Raw genomic sequence first — 601 nt, forward strand, 5'->3', positions numbered from 1 at the left:
GGAACAACTACATTAACCTTAGATGGATCAGGATCAACAGGTCAAGGAGTTTTAAGTTATGCCTGGACAACAGCAGATGGAACAATAGATAGTGGAGCAAATACAGCTAGTCCAGTAGTAAGTGCAGCAGGAACATACTCATTAATAGTAACAGATGCAGACAACGGATGTTCAAGTGTAGCAGATACAGTTGTGATAACAGAAGATGTTTTAGCACCAACAGCAGAAGCAGGATCAACTGCAGAGTTAACATGYGGAACAACTACATTAACCTTAGATGGATCAGGATCAACAGGTCAAGGAGTTTTAAGTTATGCCTGGACAACTGCAGATGGAACAATAGATAGTGGAGCAAATACAGCTAGTCCAGTAGTAAGTGCAGCAGGAACATACTCATTAATAGTAACAGATGCAGACAACGGATGTTCAAGTGTAGCAGATACAGTTGTGATAACAGAAGATGTTTTAGCACCAACAGCAGAAGCAGGATCAACTGCAGAGTTAACATGTGGAACAACTACATTAACCTTAGATGGATCAGGATCAACAGGTCAAGGAGTTTTAAGTTATGCCTGGACAACTGCAGATGGAACAATAGATA

1 protein-coding gene is annotated in these 601 nt (G+C 40.7%); it reads left to right on the plus strand.

What is annotated here, in order from left to right:
- The coding region (locus tag BA195_RS14480; protein WP_245662359.1) for a PKD domain-containing protein at window positions 1-601 on the plus strand (601 nt) is incomplete at both ends.

This window comes from Tenacibaculum soleae, from assembly GCF_001693415.1.
Taxonomy (GTDB): domain Bacteria; phylum Bacteroidota; class Bacteroidia; order Flavobacteriales; family Flavobacteriaceae; genus Polaribacter; species Polaribacter soleae.